This is a genomic window from Patescibacteria group bacterium, assembly GCA_035288465.1.
Taxonomy (GTDB): domain Bacteria; phylum Patescibacteriota; class UBA1384; order DATEAH01; family DATEAH01; genus DATEAH01.
Window position 1 is genome coordinate 37359 of the sequence record DATEAH010000006.1, and the last position, 19284, is coordinate 56642.

General features: G+C 39.3%; 16 protein-coding genes. 12 read left to right on the plus strand and 4 right to left on the minus strand.

Annotated features, from left to right (window positions below):
• Positions 1–134: 134 nt before the first annotated feature.
• The 3 genes from VJJ80_01975 to VJJ80_01985 all read right to left on the minus strand — a co-directional run bounded on the left by VJJ80_01975 (position 135) and on the right by VJJ80_01985 (position 3138).
• On the minus strand, positions 135–1469 hold the full coding sequence (locus VJJ80_01975) for a UDP-N-acetylmuramoyl-L-alanyl-D-glutamate--2,6-diaminopimelate ligase (GenBank protein ID HLC38873.1): 1335 nt from the start codon (positions 1467–1469) through the stop codon (positions 135–137).
• A gap of 74 nt (positions 1470–1543) precedes the next feature.
• Positions 1544–2557, minus strand: coding sequence for a peptidoglycan bridge formation glycyltransferase FemA/FemB family protein (locus tag VJJ80_01980; GenBank protein ID HLC38874.1), 1014 nt, complete (start codon positions 2555–2557; stop codon positions 1544–1546).
• Positions 2558–2685: 128 nt separating this feature from the next.
• Positions 2686–3138, minus strand: a complete 453-nt coding sequence (locus VJJ80_01985; protein ID HLC38875.1) for a hypothetical protein — start codon at positions 3136–3138, stop codon at positions 2686–2688.
• A gap of 167 nt (positions 3139–3305) precedes the next feature.
• Between VJJ80_01985 and tsaD the strand changes: the two genes are divergently transcribed.
• From tsaD to VJJ80_02000, 3 genes are all read left to right on the plus strand, one after another.
• Positions 3306–4358, plus strand: a complete 1053-nt coding sequence (tsaD, locus tag VJJ80_01990) for a tRNA (adenosine(37)-N6)-threonylcarbamoyltransferase complex transferase subunit TsaD (protein ID HLC38876.1) — start codon at positions 3306–3308, stop codon at positions 4356–4358.
• A gap of 31 nt (positions 4359–4389) precedes the next feature.
• Positions 4390–6591, plus strand: a complete 2202-nt coding sequence (locus tag VJJ80_01995) for a valine--tRNA ligase (protein ID HLC38877.1) — start codon at positions 4390–4392, stop codon at positions 6589–6591.
• A 210-nt stretch (positions 6592–6801) separates the two neighbouring features.
• Entirely contained in the window at positions 6802–7725 is a 924-nt protein-coding gene (locus tag VJJ80_02000; protein ID HLC38878.1) for a tetratricopeptide repeat protein, read from the plus strand.
• Between the two features lie 13 nt (positions 7726–7738).
• Here VJJ80_02000 and VJJ80_02005 read toward each other — a convergent pair whose 3' ends face one another.
• On the minus strand, positions 7739–9556 hold the full coding sequence (locus tag VJJ80_02005) for a SpoIID/LytB domain-containing protein (protein ID HLC38879.1): 1818 nt from the start codon (positions 9554–9556) through the stop codon (positions 7739–7741).
• Positions 9557–9709: 153 nt separating this feature from the next.
• Between VJJ80_02005 and VJJ80_02010 the strand changes: the two genes are divergently transcribed.
• From VJJ80_02010 to VJJ80_02050, 9 genes are all read left to right on the plus strand, one after another.
• The gene (locus VJJ80_02010; protein ID HLC38880.1) at positions 9710–10084 is read left to right on the plus strand and encodes a four helix bundle protein; all 375 of its coding nucleotides are present in this window, start codon (positions 9710–9712) and stop codon (positions 10082–10084) included.
• 75 nt (positions 10085–10159) lie between these two features.
• Complete coding sequence (locus VJJ80_02015; GenBank protein HLC38881.1) at positions 10160–11344, plus strand: hypothetical protein; 1185 nt, start codon at positions 10160–10162, stop codon at positions 11342–11344.
• Between the two features lie 28 nt (positions 11345–11372).
• A complete protein-coding gene (locus VJJ80_02020) occupies positions 11373–14000 on the plus strand; it encodes a hypothetical protein (protein ID HLC38882.1) in 2628 nt (875 codons plus the stop codon).
• Between the two features lie 30 nt (positions 14001–14030).
• The gene (locus tag VJJ80_02025) at positions 14031–14720 is read left to right on the plus strand and encodes a hypothetical protein (protein HLC38883.1); all 690 of its coding nucleotides are present in this window, start codon (positions 14031–14033) and stop codon (positions 14718–14720) included.
• 10 nt (positions 14721–14730) lie between these two features.
• The gene (locus VJJ80_02030) at positions 14731–15501 is read left to right on the plus strand and encodes a hypothetical protein (protein HLC38884.1); all 771 of its coding nucleotides are present in this window, start codon (positions 14731–14733) and stop codon (positions 15499–15501) included.
• Between the two features lie 89 nt (positions 15502–15590).
• Positions 15591–16097 carry a PrgI family protein gene (locus tag VJJ80_02035; protein HLC38885.1) on the plus strand — a complete coding sequence of 169 codons (507 nt, stop codon included), beginning with the start codon at positions 15591–15593 and terminating at the stop codon, positions 16095–16097.
• Positions 16087–16461 (plus strand): four helix bundle protein, encoded by a 375-nt coding sequence (locus VJJ80_02040; GenBank protein ID HLC38886.1) that lies wholly within the window; start codon positions 16087–16089, stop codon positions 16459–16461. The genes VJJ80_02035 and VJJ80_02040 overlap by 11 nt, the downstream gene beginning before the upstream one ends.
• An 86-nt stretch (positions 16462–16547) precedes the next feature.
• Positions 16548–17327, plus strand: coding sequence for a hypothetical protein (locus VJJ80_02045; GenBank protein HLC38887.1), 780 nt, complete (start codon positions 16548–16550; stop codon positions 17325–17327).
• Positions 17328–17495: 168 nt separating this feature from the next.
• Positions 17496–19271 carry a DUF87 domain-containing protein gene (locus VJJ80_02050; GenBank protein HLC38888.1) on the plus strand — a complete coding sequence of 592 codons (1776 nt, stop codon included), beginning with the start codon at positions 17496–17498 and terminating at the stop codon, positions 19269–19271.
• The last annotated feature ends 13 nt before the right edge of the window (positions 19272–19284 follow it).

Consider the following 19284-nt stretch of genomic DNA (forward strand, 5'->3'; position numbering starts at 1 on the left):
TTTGAAATTGAGTAATTGGGTATTCATTAGGTCAATTAGAGTAATTAGGTTAATTGAACTAATTATACCTATTCTATTTTACCAAAAAAAGCCCGCTGAAGCGAGCCCATCATCGATTTATTTAAAATTAAGGGCTATTTTTTCAAATGCTTTTTGAGTTCATCGCGGACGATTTGGCGTTCGTCCCAAGGGATTTTTTTATCACCCACCGCCATACACATTTCCGCCCCTTTGCCGGTAATGACCACTAAATCATCTTTTTCAGCCAGTTGAATCGCTTTTTTGATCGCTTTTTGGCGATTTAAAATTTTGTAATAATCTTGACCCAGCACCATTTTTTGATTTTTTTTGCCACGCGGCACACCGGCGGCGACTTGATCAATAATGTCTTTAGGCCTTTCGTGATAGGGATCTTCGTCAGTGACAATCACAATATCAGTCCATTGCGAAGCTAAAGCACCCATAATTGGTCGTTTGGTTTTGTCGCGGTCGCCAGTGGCACCTAAAACTGAAATAATTTTCCCGGGCACCAAAGGCTTGACGGTTTGGTAAATTTTTTGCAAAGCATCTGGGGTGTGGGCATAATCAACAATCACCCCAAAATCCTGGCCTTCTTCTATTTTTTCCATTCGCCCTGGTACCTGCACTAATCTTTCCAAGCCTAATTTAATATATTTGAGGTCAATATTTTGAGACAAACCAACGCAAATAGCAGCTAAGGCATTTTCAATGTTGAATTTGCCAGGCAAAGCTAAAACAAATTCCGCTGAGCCAAAAGGTGTTTCGACCACAAATTGGCTGCCGGCAATATCTGAAAAAGTGTGGCGAGCAATAATTTCATGGTCAGCTTTGGCGCGCGGTCCAATTCGATATGAATATTTTTTATCAGCCGGAAATTGCCAAAAATATTCAAAGGTTGGGTCTTCGGCGTTTATGACCGAGACTTTTTTCACGCCTGGTTTGCGTTCAAATTTCATTAATTTGGCAAATAATTTACCTTTGGAGTCGCGATATTCAGTCATAGAGTGGTGATAATCTAAATGGTCGTGCGTTAAATTTGTAAAAGCCAAAATATCATAAGGAATGCCCCAAACCCGATTTTGATCAATGGCGTGAGAAGTGGTTTCCACAACCACATATTGGCAATCAGCTTTGAGGGCTTTGGCTAAAAAACTCTGCAGATGAAAAGCGGAAATCGTGGTCATCTTGGTTAAGTTTGGCCAAAGCTCATCGCCGATTCGAAAATTAACCGAACTTATGTGCGCGGTTTTATAACCAGCGCCCTGCAAAATTGAACTAATTAAATTAACAACCGTAGTTTTGCCGTTGGTGCCGGTGACGCCGATAATGATCATTTTTTGAGCGGGAAAACCAAAACGGACACAGGCAATCCGGCTCTGCATAAGGTGATAAAAATTTATAAAACCTGAGGGGAGAATTTTTTTCAAAAATTGTTTAATTTTATACATTGAAGCTCCAAAAACTCATTATTTTTAGGGTGAAACCTCGGCGAAATTACGATCGCGATTGGGATTTAGACGGGTTAAAACTTTCTCCTCAAAAAACTCAAACCGCGATAAAATTGATATAAAACATGCACAAAAACCAAATCAAAACCGCCCAAGTAATTTACTCGCTCGCCACCAAAACCCAATTTAAAACGCGTCAAACCCAACCATTTGTGGTGAGATTGGTCAGCAGGCGCCACGCCCCAAAAATCATAAAATTTCTGGCCATTTTTTTGAGCGTCTTGAATTGCTTGCCATTGTAATAAATGAGGCGCCATAACCTGGTGGAATTTTGGCAAACTGCCGCCATGCAAATAACAGGCATCGGAACCGAAAAATGAGACTAGAATTCCCGCCACCACCTCATTTTGATGTTCCGCCAGATATAATTTCGCTCGGCCATTTTTACCAAAAACCCTTAATAATTTATCATAATGCTCTTTTTTGAAAATATCGAATTTTTGATTTTGGCTCGTCTCAGATAAAATTTTATAAAATGCCTCGATGTCTTGACTGAAGTTTTCGGAAACTCGAACCTGAACGCCTCTTTTTTCCGCTAACCGGATATTGTAGCGGGTTTTATGATGCATTTGGGCTAACAATTTTTCAGGAGATATTTCCAAAGGTAAAACTAAAGTTGAAGCAGGCTGAATCCCGGGTGATTTTTTAAATTTTTCGGGAATTTGAAGCTGATATGGTTTTTTGACCTTGGGTTCAATTTTGAGGAAAATCGCTTTTTCTTTTTTGGCAATTTGCGCAATTTTAGCAAAAAGCGCTTGGCCAATTTTTAAATCCCAGTTGCGAATTCCCAAAACTGGACCGCGCGGACAATATAACCAACTCAAATTGCGAGGCAGTTTATGTTTAATAATAAGTGCTATGGCAATTATTTTATCATTTTCAATGATTTTAAGGCGAAAAGCGCGATTGCCTAATGATTCTTGAAAATCACCCCATTCCCAACTTTGCAAAAAACTGCCCAATTCTGAGGTTTGGACAAAATTATTCCAATTTTCTTGATCGCAAATTTCAGCTGGTAAAATTTCCATTAATTTCGGCTTTCTCTTTTCTCTAATTTTATCATTTCAAGCTAAAAATGACAAGAAAAAAGCTGGCAAAAGTTCTGTGAGCAGAATTGTTGCCAGCAATTAGAAAAAAATGTTGAATAATTATTATATTATAGGGAAATTGAAGAAGTACTTTCAGAGGGCAAAACTGCTGGTGGACGCAACATAAAATGTATATCCCGGGCTATTGTCTGGTCAGTATCTTGATCGGATTGTTTGTCAGAAATGCGCATAAGCCGTCTTAATCTCACAACCCCAGAACAAAGATTTTGTCTTTCAATATCGGGTAGTTTTTGATACCATCTCCGAATATCAATTACCAATGATGCTGAATGCATATTCCTGTTTGGCAAAAGGTCCGGGACTGCCTGGGGTCCGTTCTGATTCCAGCCAAAAATACGTAAAGCCTCTTCCATCATCAATTCAATTTCATTTTTTGGCAATTGTTTTTCTTGGGCTTGAAGATAAAAAGGTTCAAGTGCTTCCTCAATCGCTTTAAAATCTTTTTGGGCTTGAAGAATTTCTCTGGTTTGGTCTATATCAGTCGCAGTATTTTCCGACACTTTATCTGCCTCCCTTCCGAGATATTTACATTATATCATTCCAATGTTTAACCGTCTATTTCCTTTTAAATCGAATGGAAAAATGGTAAAATGGCTTTATGAAAATTTTAGGGATTGAAACCTCTTACGACCCCGCAAAGTCCCGACAAGTCGGAACAGCGGGGCAAGTGAAACCGCGACAACTTATTCTTGGCATCGAAACTTCATGTGACGAAACAGCAGCAGCGGTTGTTAAAGTAGGTTCTGAAATTGAGATTCTGTCTAATGTCGTTGCCTCGCAAATTAAATTACATCGCCAATACGGCGGTGTTTTTCCTGAATTAGCCTCCAGAACTCATTTAGAAAATATTTTACCAACCATTAATTTAGCGTTAAAAAAGGCTCGGACTAATTTTGCCGAACTCGAGGCGATTGCCGTCACGGTCGGGCCGGGTTTAATTGGCTCACTTTTGATGGGGGTGGAGACTGCTAGAACCTTGGCATATAGTTTCAAAAAACCTTTAATCGGCATAAATCACCTAGAGGGGCATCTGGCGGCTAATTTTGTTGATAAAAATTTAAAACAAATTGAATTTCCGATTATTTGCTTAATCGTGTCGGGCGGGCATACTAGTTTAGTATTAATGCGTAAATTGGGAAATTATAAAACGATTGGCCAAACCCGAGATGATGCGGCCGGTGAAGCTTTTGATAAGGTGGCGCAGTTGTTGGGCTTAGAATATCCTGGAGGACCAGCAATTGAAGTCGCAGCTTTAAAAAGTAGAAAATTAGAACTTAAAATTAAACTTCCAAGACCGATGATTGACAGCGAAGATTTTGATTTTTCGTTTTCCGGACTTAAGACCGCAGTTTTAAGGCTGACTAAAGAATTAGGACCTAAAAAAATCCAACAATTTAGAAACGAAATCGCGGCTGAATTTCAACAGGCAATTGTGGATGTTTTGGTCGCAAAAACCTTGAAAGCGGCTCAAAAATATCAGGCGAAAACTATTTTGCTCTCTGGCGGCGTCGCGGCAAATTCAGCTTTAAGGAAAAAATTAGAAGCTGAAACCCTTAATTCAAAAGCTAATTTTTTGATGCCGCCCAAAAATCTCTGCACAGACAATGCGGCGATGATCGCGGTCGCCGCGGCTTTAAAAATTAACACAAAATCCGCCGCTCAAGAATTTAATAAAGGGTGGCAAAAAATCTCCGCGCAATCTAATTTAGAGTTGAGCTAATTATTAAAATCAGCTATAATAAAATTACATTATGAATAAAGAATTGTCTAAACAATACGAGCCGAAAAAAGTTGAGCCTGAAATTTATCAATATTGGGAAAAAGGCAAATTTTTTGAAGCTAATATTGATACCGGCAAAGAACCATTCTGCATGATGATTCCGCCTCCAAACGTGACCGGTGAATTGCATATGGGTCATGCTTTAAACAATACGATTATTGACAGCTTGATTCGCTGGCAAAGGATGAAAGGCAAAAACGCTCTCTATCAGCCAGGTACTGATCATGCCGGCATTGCCACTCAAAACAAAGTTGAGCAAAAATTAGCCAAAGAAGGCAAAACCCGCTTGGATCTTGGCCGAAAAAATTTTGAGAAAGAGGTTTGGAACTGGAAAAACCAATACGAAAAAAGGATTTTGGGCCAGCTAAAAACTTTGGGCTGTTCGTGTGATTGGCAACGCAACCGCTTTACGATGGATGCCGAATATACTGAAGCGGTCATGACCGCCTTTAAACATTATTATGATAAGGGTTGGATTTATCAAGGTACGCGCGTAGTTAACTGGTGCCCGCGTTGCGCAACTTCAATTTCCGATATTGAGGTCAAACACAAACCGCAAAAAACTCTCTTATATTATTTTAAATATGATTTAAAATTTCCGATTACCATCGCCACCACCAGGCCAGAAACAAAACTTGGCGACACTGGCGTGGCAGTGCATCCCAAGGACAAGAGATATAAAAAATTTATTGGCAAAACTTTTCAAATTGATTTTGCCGGCCAAAAACGCGAGATCAAAGTGGTCGCCGATTCTTCGATTAATCGCAAATTTGGCACCGGGGCAGTGGGCTTGACGCCAGCGCATTCAATAATTGATGAAAAAATCGCGGACAAAAATCACTTGGAAAAAATCAAGATAATTGATGAAAAAATTAGAATGACTGAAGCTGCTGGCAAGGATTTTGTCGGTTTGCGGCCAAAAGCAGCTCGCGAAAAAGTTGTCGCCTGGTTGCGCGATCAAAAATTAATATCAAGGGAAGTTGAAATCGAGCATAATTTATCACTTTGTGATCGCTGTTCAACTACGGTTGAACCTTTGCCGTCTTTGCAATGGTTTTTAAAAATGTCGCAATTGGCTAAACCCGCCATTGAAGCTGTAAAAACGGGGAAAATTAAATTTCACCCCGCATTTTGGAAAAAAGTGTATTTGGCTTGGATGGAAAATATTGAAGATTGGTGCATTTCCAGACAGCTTTGGTGGGGACACAGATTGCCGGTATGGCACAAACAGGAAGAAATCCGAAATCCGAAATCCGAAATCCTAAACAAATCCCAATTTCAAAATTCCAAAAGTTTAGAAATTAGAAATTCGGATTTAGACATTTATGTTGGCGATAATCCGCCTGAAGGTTATGAACAAGTTGAAGATGTTTTAGACACTTGGTTTTCATCAGCCTTGTGGCCGTTTGCGGCTCTGGGTTGGCCGCAACCATCGCCGGTTTTTCAATATTATTTTCCCACCCAAATTTTGTCAACCGCCCGTGATATTATTTTCTTATGGGTGGCGAGAATGATTTTTTCCAGCTTGGAGTTAACTGGCGAGATTCCCTTTCGCGATGTTTATATCCATCCGACAATTTTTAATATTGAAGGCAGGCGCATGTCTAAATCTTTAGGCACTGGTGTTGATCCTTTGGAATTAATTAAAAAATACGGTGCAGATGCGGTTAGATTTGGTTTGCTCGCACAAAATACTGGGGTTCAGGATTTAAAATTTTCCGAAGACACCATCGCGGCTGGTGCAAAATTTGCGAACAAAATTTGGAATGCGGTCAGATTCGTGCGCATGAATTTGGAAATTTCCGACACCAAACTCCAAAAAATGGACAAAGCCCCAAAAGCGATTACTGACCACGATAAGAAGTTTCTCAACAACTTGAATAATATCATCAAATCAACTGATAATAATTTGACGAATTTCCGCTTTGGCCAGACTGCCCAAGAATTATATAACTTTTTCTGGCATACTTTTTGCGATCAATATTTGGAATATTCCAAAGAGCAGATGAAAGACGAAAAGCTCAAAAAAAATACCCAAAAAATTTTATATTACACCATTTGCCAAAGTTTGAAATTAATGCATCCGATTATGCCATTTATTACCGAAGAAATTTGGCGTGAACTCGGTCAAAAAACGCCATTGATAATTTCTGAGTGGCCGAAAAGTCAGTAAACGGTTAACAATCAACAGTTAATAACTCTGTGGTCCGAAATAGAGATTGGGGATTATGCCCGCCAAGTCTTAGAACTCACCTTTTCAGTATTACCGCGCCCGCCATTACTACGCTCAGGCGTTGCGGGCGGGTTCATACACGGTTCGTGCTGCGAATATCAGCGGGTTGCACACCAATTATATTAATTTTCTGGAGTGCAGGAGGGGATTTTGAAGAAAAAAATTTTAATAATTTTAGGCATTATTCTAGTTCTCGTGGGAATTTTTTTCGCGACTAAACCATACCGAACTAGTTTAGCTGCAACATATCTTAGTTTGGGTGATAAATTAATGGAAAACCAAGAATATCCGGAAGCGAAGACCCAATATTTAAAAGCGCGCTTGCTTTTACCTGGTAATTTTGGGGTGACTTTTAAAGTGGCCGAAACATATGAAAAATTGGGAAATTATCAATTATCCTATTCCTATTATAATAAAGCTAGGAAAATCTTACCAAATGACCCGAAAACATATTTAGCAATGGCAAATATCAATTGGCGAAATAATAATTTAGACAAAGCGGTCGAGATTTTAAATAAAGGACTTGACAAAATTTCTAACAACAACGATCGCCAACTTTTACAAATTAACCTGGGTAAAATTTATTTAATTAAAAAAGATTCCGCCAAAGCGAAAACTGCTTTTTCTGATACTGGTTCTAATTATTGGCTAGGAATTTATTTCGCCTATCTCGGTGATTACCAAAGCGCTAAAAATTATTTTAGAAAAGAAACAACTGATAACGCCAAACTTTTTAACCAAGCGACAGTAAAAATTATTAATACCAAAAGCGAGCCAACCCAAAAAGCGATTTTGGCCCAGATGCTAAATCAAACTGGTGAAGCCAGACTTGCGCTTCCAATTCTTAAAGATTTGGTTCAAAAAAATCCCGAATATCGGGATGCCTGGATATTTTTAGGTTATTCGAATTTAGAATTAGGAAATTCCAGTGAAGCCCTTGCTGCGCTCGAAACTGCCCAAAAATTAGACCCGATATATCCCCTAACATATGAACTCTTGGCCAAGCTCTACCAAAATAAAGGTAATGAGGCAAAAGCCAAAGAATATTTAGACCGCGCTAACGCTCTCAAATAAAACTTATTCGAGTTTATGGACTTTTGATGCCAAATAAAATGCTGCGAATTGGCGGATCGGAAACTTCAAGATTGGCATTAATCACTTTGCGCACAGTTTGACCGGTGACTTCAACCGAACCTGCGGAGCCAGTTAAACGAATTGCAATAACGCGGCCGGAAATACCGCGATTTAAAATTTCAATTTTTTGTAAAGTGCCGACATTGGTTTCGGCATTATTGGCAAAAATTTTTGATAATTCATCGCGACTAAAAACTTTACTGGACCATTTCCACCAGGGCGAATCTTCTTCCCATAAACTTGGCACTGCTCTCAAATATGGCCGTGGACTACCACCCCAAACATTTTCATTATTTTCCGTATATCCACCAGAAGTGGAATGATAATAAGTGGGAATGACTTCGGCGCCATATACAACAACTTGGCCGCTGGTTTCGTCAACGGCTTTGTCTGTTTCGGTTGATTGATGCTTTTTACCTAAATAAACTTGAAAACGCGTCGTGTCATCAACATCAAAAACTGCTTGAGGCTTGATGGCTCGAAAAGCATATGACCTGGCCGCGATAGCTTGCGCTTTTAAGGCTTCAGCGGGCCAGGAATGCGGCATTTCCGAAGGCACGACGCCTTTGAGATATTGCTCAAAACTGACAATATTAATCGTGTATAGCGAGCCACCAATATTTTTAACCTGCATTGCGCCGTAATATTCATTATAACCCGACATTTTATAATCCACCCGCAACACGCCAGCAGCTGTCAAAGGTGCTATGGTGACATCGCCGGGATTAGTGATGGTGGCGAGATTTTTACCCGAAGCATCAAAAATTGTAATTTGATTTTGAGAAATATTGGCACAGCCATTTTCGGGTATTGTCCTGGCTAAGACCTTGGCCGATCCCGCGAGGCTGCAAATTTTTCCACCCGCCCCACCCAAAACTAAGCCGACACGAATTTTTAAACTGGCAGTATTTTTATTGGCAAGGTGAGTATTTTGATAATAATAACTCAAAATCTCTTGATAATTTTTACCTAATTTTGCTAAACCGCGCGCGCCATACTGGCTCATGCCAATGCCGTGCTCGGTGCCGCCGCCGGTAAAAATAAAAGTCTCGCCTGAGGCGGAATTTTGAGAAACAAAATCCCGTTCCAATAAAGAATTAATATGTTGCAATCTTAATAAATACTCTTGAATTTTGGAAGCGCGCAAATCCAAACTGCTTAAGCCTTGTTGCTTGGCAGATAGTTCCACCGCCAACAAAGCCATTCTGCCGGCAATCTCTTGTTGTTGAGATTTGAGATCGGAAATTTGGTCATCAAATAATTTCTCCCGCCTTGAAATTAGAGACAAAACTCGATCAATTTGACCGATTTTTCTGATTCGATCTTCAACCATAATCTGGGTTTCATCTTTGCCTTTTAAAAGATCAAAAAAATGCCCGGCATCGACATAATATGTGATATAAAAAAGCTTATCGTCAAAAACCAAATAGAGTTCACGAAGAAGTGCTTTCCGCTGGCTAGCTAATTTAGGGGTAATAATTTTTAGCTTGGCTTTTTTGGTTTGCAGGCTGGTGATATCTTGATCTATTTTTTGCTGCTGAGCTTCGAGATCTTTGAGTTTAGTGTCAAAATTGATAAATTTTTCTTCTAAATCCGAGACTTGGCTTTCATAAACTTCGCGGTCAGATTTAATTTTTTCAAGCTGTGTTTCGGCTTGGCTTTTTTCGCTATCAACCGTTTGGTTGGCGTGAATTGATTGAGTCAGAAAAATACCTGCAAAGAGAAAAAGGACGAATAATATTTGAAGAATTTTTTTGAATTGTCGATGCACTTGCCCCACCTTTTTAATTCAAGATTTATATTCTAATTTGACATTTTTAGTCAATTTTATGGTATATTATAAATAGTAAAGAATCAAATTTGCTTAGCCTCGCGACGAGGATTATTTTGAGGTTATATATAAAATTCCAAATTGCAACAACCGATGACCAATCAAATTACAAATTCCAATCACCAAATAAAATTTGACTTAGAGGAACGTACCTCAAACTTCGGGAAAGAGATAATTAATTTTTCTAAGGGCATTAAAATAAATCCAATTAATAATCCAATAATTAACCAACTGGTAAGATCCGGAACAAGCGTTGGAGCAAATTATTGTGAAGCAAATGAATCAAATTCAAAAAGGGATTTTATCCATAAAATATCTATTGCCAAAAAGGAAGCTAAGGAAACCATGTATTGGCTTGGCCTGATAAGTAGTGCCGAACCAACCAAAGAAAATGATGCAAAGCAGTTACGTAAGGAAGCTCACGAATTAGTCTTAATATTTTCATCAATAATTAAAAACAAGAAATAAATTCGCACCTGAATATTGGACATTGATTGGTGATTGAAATTTGATAATTGGAATTTATCCTAATTGGGGGGGGCTTTGAAAAAATCAACGAAAATCATTTTAATCGCTTCTGGAACAGTAATATTAGTAAGCGTTATTTTGATTGTGATTTTTGCCTATATTTCAAAGGCTAGCCCAAACACACCAGAACCAGGACAGCCGAATTTAAAACTACCACCAAAACCTACAAATGTTAAAGCCGAGCTGGTTAATGTCCCGGGTAAGGGAAAAGCCATTTATATAACATGGGAAGCGCCTGAAACATACAATATTACTATTACAACATCTACACCGACTCTTCCTTCTCGCCCTGGCGAAGGCACCACGCCTCAACAAACCCCAAAAACATATGATTATCATTTTGAAGTTACCATAAACAAAACTTCGCTTTTTAATGGAAAACCTCAAATTGTAGATGGAATTGTGCCCAGGGACCAAGAAGGTGCTTTTAAAATTGGGAAAAATCGATTTAGATATCAACATTTTATTACTTACTCGGATCGAGAACAAAGTTATGGTGTTACAACTATTGCCTCCGGGCAAATCGCCGGATTATATGATAGACCAAATTCTATACCCGTTTATACATCTTATAAACCCACCAACCAATCAGATGATGACCTTGCCCGCAATTTAGCCCAAAAATACAGCCAAGCCTGTTCGGATCTTAACGAATTATATAAACCAAGCAATCGTTCAAAATATTGGTATGATGTCAGCAAAGCCGAAGCCCGGATTCAAGCATTTATTGGAGGCAGTGGTACTGCAATTACCCCATCTGAATTAACCGAAGATGGCATTAAATTATATTATCAATTGCAAAATGAGGTTGCAGACGCGAATGCTAATTTAAACGAGCTAAGCGGACGAGGTTGGGATGATGCACATTCATTTCCAAGTATCGCAATGTGCGGACCAAGACAGGTGAATATTACAACTTTTGGCAAGATGAAGGAAGAATTAGCAATTTTATCCAAGTCTGCACCTGGTGCGGGACCAAGTGCTGGAGTAGTTACGGGCGGCAGTGATTGCACACAAAGCAACTTATTAGAAAAAATTAGCTGCGATATTGTTACGGGAATTCTTAATTTTTTAGCCCAATCCTTTGATTTTGCTTTAAATTTGGTCAAAGATTGGTCAGGTATTTCAGATTCTCCGGCAACAACCCCAACAACCTCGCCTATACCAACTCCCTCCACAGCCCCATCTACTACTCCCTAAATTAATAATTTATTTAAATTAATATAATATGAATAAAACCAAAAAGATTTTTCTAATTTATTTAATTATTTTTATGCTTTCTATTTTTATTTTACCGAAAGCAATCTTTGCACAAAGTTCAGCGGATAACCAGCAGAATGCCAACCAAACAAATACCACTAATTCTACAAATTCCACCAATCCTCTCCCGGGTACGGTTGTCACTGGATCAAACGACCCAACAGCCGCCGAACATCGCAGCCTTTCGACACAATTAAGGAAAAATAATTTTATTAAAGAAGCTTGGAAGTATGTTTTAGCCCTTTTAAATGCTGTCGTAGTTTTAGGTTTAATTTTTATCGCCTTGGCTAATATGTTGAGAATTAATGTTGAAACATATGAAATCAGGCGAATGCTACCGGCAATTATTATCGGTGTAATTTTAGCGAACTTTAGCTATTTAATTTGCCGAGTAATGGTTGATTTTACCCAGGTGTTAGCTGACTTTTTTATTAAAGGCGTTACCGGCCAAGATCTTTTGGTTGTTTTTGGTTTCGCGGATTTGGCGCCGGGTGATACTGCACCAACTGTGGGGACAATGCTTAAAGTTTTAATGGCATTTAACATTGGCGGCGGGGTTATTACAGGTGTTGCGACTGGCGGTTTAGGCGGAGCACTTTTTATCATTGGTGGCGCTTTTTTAATTATTGGGGTACCATTTTTATTAATTTTGTTTATTGGTTTGTTGTTGGCAGTTCGAATTTATATGATTTGGGCATTAGTAATCTTGTCGCCAATCGCCTTTTTCGGCTTATTTTTTACGCCAATAACTAAATTCACTTGGCAAACCTGGTGGAGCATGTTTGTACGCTGGATCTTTTTTGCCCCGTTTTCTTTTGTTTTTATTAAATTAGCAACAATTGTGGCTAAATCCAGCTGGCCTGAGGGCTCTGGCCCAGGTTTTGCAAAATGGTTTTTTGGGGTAGTGCTTTTTGCTTTAGCAATTTATATTCCCTATATGCTCGGTGGGAAAATCGTTTCCGGCTGGACCGGTTTATGGAAAAGCGCCGCTAGATACGGCGCAATCGGGTTAGATAAAGGTAGAAAAGGGGTTGGGGCCTGGGTTACTGGCAGATATAAAGACGAAAATAGGTGGCAAAATAAATTTGGAAAGGCTTTAATGTTTAGCCCATCAGTTGTTTGGGCTGATAGAGTAAAACAGTCGCAAAAAGACGTTGAATTAGCAACGCGCACCGGTCCACTCAGATCCATCGGAGGAAAGAGATCTTTAACTGAAACAAGAATTGGGTTTGGAGAAGCAATGGCCGGCAAAGATCTTGCATTATCAGAAAGTATTTTTACTGCTGCACCAACGAGAAACCCAAATGTCAATAGGTCGGGAATTGATGAATACATCCAAAACAAAGCAGCTAACCCCAAATATCAACTTGCCGGCGACGATGCAATATTAATTGCTGGAGAATCATGGATAGGCGAAGCGAAAAGGCAAGCGCAACAAGGAGAAGCTAATGCTCAAACTTTAATGTGGCGCCATTTTAATAATGCTGGGGTTGATTTAAATAATCCCCTCACCAAACAACAGGAAAAAAACCAGTTCTTAAAAGAAGCCAAGGAATCCTATGACGCTGGCTATAAACGGACCCAATCGGTTGCGGGAACTGTTATTGGACAAGTTGAACCACCTCCGGGCGGTGGACCCATAGCTGGTGGTCCGGGTGGTCCCGAAGGTCCATCAACTCTACCAAATTTTAATAAGGAATTAGAAATTTCCGAACCATTAAGGGTTCATCTTCAACCTGAGATAGAAAGCGGCAGATTAAAACTAAGTGATGTCAGAGCCGCTATTAGAGAACTGGAAAATCCATTGGCAGGAGACTCAAGCTTTGTAATGAATAGGGCTTTTAGTTTTGTCCAAAGATATACCCCGACCGAAAAAGTTGAAATCGGACACTTAAAAGGAAATCGAGAAGAATTGCTTAAACATTTACAAAATATGGAAAGTTTGGGAAGAGCGATTAAAGATAATCCTGGGGTAACCCCGGAAGTCATTAAACAAAAACATTTAATAAACTTAACGCAAGACTGGGATGTTGGGCAAATTCATGATACAATTTCGGGTGCAACTCAAGGAAAAACCCCTGAAGGAATCCGGGCTGCTTTAAATGAAGATACATTAAAAGTACCGTTAAAACAGAAAGTTTTGACATATTTAACTACCTCGGGTGTAGGTGTCGAACAAGCCAAAAAACAACTTGATGCAACTTATGGTGATCTGGTTGATAATCTAAGCAAGTTACCTGCAGGAAGAACAACTCGTAGCGCAACCTCTGAAATATTATTAAGATATACAAAACCTACTCTAAAAGTTACTGAAACACCTGGTCCTGCTCCAATTCCCAATAAACCTGCTGCTCCCGCCTCTGCATCAACACAAGCTCCCGGCGCTCCCGGTGGCACTGCTCCTGCCACGTCAGCAAAAACCAACCCTACCAATTCTGCGGCTCCTGAAGTTAGCGGCAAAACACCTTTCACCGATAAAGATATTGAGAATTTAACGAACCAGATTAATGTTGAGCGTGCATCTGGTAATTTCGAAAAGTCTTATCAGCTAACAGAAACTAGAAATAAAATGATTGAAGAAAGAAAAATGAAATAAAATAATACAATAAAAAGAAAAGGAATAAATATGTTTAGATTATTTGGTGGTGGTCGCGGACCAGAGGGTATGCCAGACCATTCAACTGTCGGGCCAGAAGCTGAAAGATCCAATACGCCACCTCAACCTCCCCAAGATACTCCACAAACCCTAGACCCTTCTGAACCCTCAATAACAAATCAACCAGAAACAGGAGAAAATATTTTTATAGCTGTTCCCAAAGAATTAGCGCAAGAAGTTTTACCTACCATTCAATATATTTACAAAAATAATATAGATAAATTTATATTAAAAAGAAGCCACGATCCAATCGCTACATTATTAAATCCGGAGCGAATTAAATCCGCAGGAGAAGAAAGACGGATCGACCAACTCGCTGAGGAAAAAATTACCAAAGGCGAAGCCGAAAACCTCGATGAAGCAAGACAAAAATTACTTTATGAACATATTTATGCACCACCGATGGCTCAGCATCTTGATCAATTAAGACGAGGATTAGGCGCAGAAGAGAAAATAAATTTAACTTTTTTGACGGACAATTTACAAAGCCGGTTTGATCATGAAGATGGAGTAGCAAAGGGCGATCTAAAACACTGGAGTTACGAAAAACACGGAGGAAAGGGTCCATCAAAAGAAACGGTCAAAAAATCCGAAAAAGAACGCGATAAAATGGATCGATTTTTAAAGGAATTGGCTAAGTTAATTCCGCCTAAATCATAAGAGGAAGAAAATGAATATATCGCCAGAAATGTCGCCAGAATTATTATCCCATGAAGGAAAACCAGTCTTTGCTGATTCACCAGAAACAGGTGATAATAGGTTAAAGATTGAATTCGCGGGGTTTGACCATGAAAAAGCCCCCATCAACGAATCGGAAATTAAAGATAAAGTTGCATGGCTAAAAGATGGCTTAGACAAAGAAGATCTCCAACCAGGATTGGTTGAGACTCTAATTAGCAAAATAGAATATAATCCTGTTCAAGTAGAAATTGATGAAAAATATGGTCTTGAGGGTAATGGGGCGCCTCATAAAGCTGCTGCATATTGTTATTTCATGGAAGGCAAAATTGTTTTTTATGACGCAGTTGCAAGTTGTAAAAGTTTTAATTATATTTTAGCCCACGAATTCGGTCATTTGGTTGCGACCCAAACCATGACCGAACCAGCCCGAGCCACATATTTAGCCAAGCGTGCCGATTTGTTGGCACAAGGAAAAATCCAAGACACGAGATATGTTGCCGGCATGAACGAAGATCTCAAGGATGGCGAAAGATTGGCTGAAGATTTCGCCTTATTAATGACTGATCAAAAAATGAATCGGGAATTAAGTCAGGCCCTAAAAGAAGCTATCAGGTCCAATTCGGCCGAACAAACTAAAATTAATTTACAAGCATCAATCGAGCGAGCCAAAAATATTCCTGACCAAGATAAACGTTTTGAAGATTCAAGTTTGATGGGAAGTTTAGAATATCCACGCAAGAAAAAACCCGGCGAAATATAAAAACAGGTTATAGCTTTTAGGTTTCAGTTTCTAGAAAAAACCAAAAACCGACAACTATAAGCTAGCAAATAGAATCTAAAAAGGGAAATATGCAATTTGAGGTGCCGCAAAAAATTGATTTAGAAGACAAGGTAATCGGACCACTAACTTTAAAGCAGTTCTTTTATCTTTTGGCAGGTGGGATGCTTGATTATATTTGGTTTCGATTTTTCAGTTTTGCTATTTTCGTGATTTTGGCTTTGCCCACCACCGCCTTTTTTGTGGCCATGGCTTTGGCTCGAGTTCAAGATCAGCCTTTTCCAAAATTTTTAGGCAGTTTAGTTTTATATACCCTGCGACCAAAACAAAGAACCTGGGGTCGAGGCGCTCCCCTGCCAAAATTAATGGTGCGAACACCAAAATTAAAACAAGAGATCCAACCAGAAACTAAAAAAATGTCACCCGGGGAACTTGAAAAATTGGCGACAATCTTAGATACTAAAGGTTGGGACAAGGGTGAACCCGAGATGAAAGAAAGGGTAGTTTCACAGCCCGAAGCTCGTCCCAAACTTAATGTAGAGACGAATTCAAAATTAAAAAATCAAAATGCAAAATGATAATGAAAATTTTAAAAATGAATTCAAAAAAAGACTATACTGTTTTGTCTTAAGGCTAATCAAATTTATAGAAAGTCTGTCAAAAAATGATATAGTTTGTAAAACTATTGGTAGCCAATTACTTAGAAGCGGAACAAGTATTTTAGCAAATTTTGTAGAGGCTAAATCCGCCAGCTCCAAAAGAGATTTTATTAATTTCTTTACGCATTCATTAAAATCCGCCAATGAATCAAAAATGTGGTTATGTTTATTAAAAGATACGGACAGAGGAAATAAAAACGAATTAAAATTTCTTCTTAAAGAATTAACTGAAATATCAAAAGTAATCGCTTCGAGCATATTAACCCTTAAGGGTAAAAAATAATTTTGAATTTTAAACTGTCACTTTGATTTTTACATTTTGCAGTTTGAATTATGGAAGTATAAACAACAATAACATAAAGAGGGGCAATGACTAGTTCTAGTTCTGGATTTGGTTCAAATTCGAAGCAGGCGCAGAAGAAAAAAGAAACTACCCAGGCTCATTTGCCGATCGCCGAGATTCGAAATGGCTGCGTGGTTTTAAAAGACGGCAGTTTGCGTTTGGTGCTTTTGGTTTCCACTATTAATTTTGACCTGAAAAACGAGGACGAGCAAAACGCCCTGGTTTATGCATATCAGAATTTTTTGAATTCCCTGACTTTCCCAATCCAAATTGTGATGCAATCGCGACGAATTGATTTGTCGGGCTATTTATCAGAGTTAAGCGCCAGATTGCCGCAAATCGAAAATCCCCTTTTACAGCTTCAGATTGAAGATTATTCAGCGTTTATTCAAAAATTAATTACTGTCGCCAATATTATGAATAAAAAGTTTTTTATCGTCATCCCTTTTTTCCCGCCAGCCCTGAAACAAACGGCTGGTTTTTGGGAAAAAGCTAAATCTGCGATCACGGCGCAAGAACCAGTCATTGACATGACTCATTTTGAAGAATACCGCAAAGAATTGATCCAGCGGGCACAAGCAGCCGCTTCCGGATTAGCGGCTTTAGGTTTGCGAGCAATTCAACTGACAACTCAAGAATTAATTGAATTATATTACCAAAGTTATAACCCAGAATTGGCGGTCCGTGAAAAATTAATCCCGATTGAGCAATTATCCGCGGCGGTCAGCCAAAGCCGAGACCAAACGCCACCAAGCTCACCACCAACCAACAATTACGGACAAGGTCCAGCCGCCAATAAGCAGTAAACATCCGCCAGCTGGCGGAAACAGACAGCAATCATCAATTACCAATCAAATCTTAAGTATCAAATTCTAAACCGTTTGGAATTTGAAAATTTAAATTTTAAAAATTGTTTAGAAATTAGGATTTAGAGATTAGAATTTAACAAGCCCCCATGGGCTTGAAGGAGCTGAATGCCATTTTTAGGAGATTTAAGATCAGGTCAAAAATCAGGCACGGAAAAAACCTATCGAGAAGGCTTGGCTTCGGTATTGGATTTAATTGCACCGGGCGATTTTATTGTCACCCCAAATTATCTGCAAATTAACCAATATTATGTGAAGACTTTATTTGTCTATACATACCCGCGATATTTATACACTAATTGGCTTTCGCCGGTCATCACTTATGACGTCACCATGGATTTAGGCATGTTTGTTTATCCGGTGGAAAGCCGTAAAGCCTTAGAGGATTTAAAAAACCGGATTGGGCAGATGGAATCGGCATACCGAATGGAAAAAGAAAAAGGCTTGGTATCAGATCCTGAATTAGAAACCGCTATGCAAGATGTCGAGTCGTTACGATTTGCCCTACAAAAAGGCGAAGTTAAACTTTTCAAGTTTTCACTTTATTTTACGATTTTTGCCAAAACTCCCGAGGAATTAGAAACCGTCACCCAACAACTCGAGAGCCATTTGGGCGGCAAATTGATTTACACCAAGCCGGCATTTTTGCAAATGGAAGAAGGCTTTCACTCCACCTTGGCTTTGGGCTTAGATAATATTATGATTACTCAGAATTTGGACACCGGTTCGGTTTCTTCTACTTTTCCTTTTACCTCAACTGAATTGACCTCAAATGACGGCATTTTATACGGCATTAACCGCCACAACAATTCGCTGATTTTATTTGACCGCTTTGCTCTGGAAAACGCCAACATGGTGGTTTTTGGCAAGTCAGGCGGCGGTAAAAGCTACGCGATTAAATTAGAAGCGTTGCGGTCTTTGATGTGGGGTACGGACGTGATTGTCATTGACCCAGAAGATGAATACCGCAAATTAGCCGAATCCGTGGGCGGCACTTATTTAGAAATTTCGGTTAAATCCAAACAGCGCATCAATCCGTTTGATCTGCCGAAAATTTCTGAAAATGAAACCGGCGAAGACGTTTTGCGGGAAGCGGTGGTTTCCGCGCATGGTTTGATTAACTTGATGGTTGGCGGTTTAACACCGGCCGAAGATGCACTGTTGGATCGCGCTTTGTTTGAAACCTATGCAATTAAGGATATTACCGTAGATCCGGTTTCACATAAGAATCCCCCACCACTCTTGACGGATCTGCACAATGTGTTGAAAAATATGCGCGGTGCGGAAAATATTGTTTACAAGTTATCCAAATATACCGAAGGTTCATTTGCCGGCTTATTCAACCAGCCCACAAATGTGAATTTAGGCTCAGGATTTATTGATTTTTCGATTAAAAACTTGGAAGACCAGCTGCGCCCAGTCGGAATGTATTTGATTTTGAATTTTATTTGGCAAAAGGTCAAGTCTGAGATGCGTCGCCGAATTCTGATTGTTGATGAGGCGTGGTGGATGATGCAATACGAAGACTCAGCGCAATTTTTGTCAGGTTTGTGCCGGCGAGCCCGAAAATATTATTTGGGCGTCTCGGTGATTTCTCAAGATGTGGAAGATTTTTTGGCGAATAAATATGGCAAAGTGATTGTGAGCAACTCTGCTTTGCAGTTATTGTTAAAACAGTCACCGGCATCGATTGATAAAATTTGCGAGGTTTTTAATCTTACCGAAGGTGAAAAGTTTCTAATTTTAGAAGCCGACGTTGGCGAAGGGTTATTTTTTGCCGGTTTAAATCATGTCGCGATTAAGGTTATTGGTTCATATACCGAAGACCAAATTATTACTTCTGATCCGAAACAGATTCTGGCGATGCGGGGCAAAGCCGCGTAGCGACTTCAAACTC